1 protein-coding gene is annotated in these 221 nt (G+C 67.9%); it reads left to right on the forward strand.

The annotated features are described in order from the left end of the window. Window positions 1-3 precede the first annotated feature (3 nt). On the forward strand, window positions 4-221 hold a 218-nt coding region (locus FCU66_RS40910; RefSeq protein ID WP_181956599.1), incomplete at its 3' end, for a tetraacyldisaccharide 4'-kinase.

Here is a 221-nt window from a genome sequence, read left to right on the forward strand (position 1 = left end):
AGCGTGGCTTCCGAAGCACCACCATTCTGGTGGGAAGAGCCGGACTGGCGGGTCCTGGCACTATCGCCGCTATCGGCCATCTATGCGGCCGCCGCATGCCGCGGCCGGCGGCGGGCCAAGCGCGAGAAGGTCGAGGCACCGGTTCTGTGCATCGGCAATTTTACAGTCGGCGGCACCGGCAAGACACCGGTGGCCATCGCGCTCGCCCAACAGGCCAAGCG

This window comes from Mesorhizobium norvegicum (assembly GCF_004919685.1).
GTDB classification, from domain to species: domain Bacteria; phylum Pseudomonadota; class Alphaproteobacteria; order Rhizobiales; family Rhizobiaceae; genus Mesorhizobium; species Mesorhizobium norvegicum.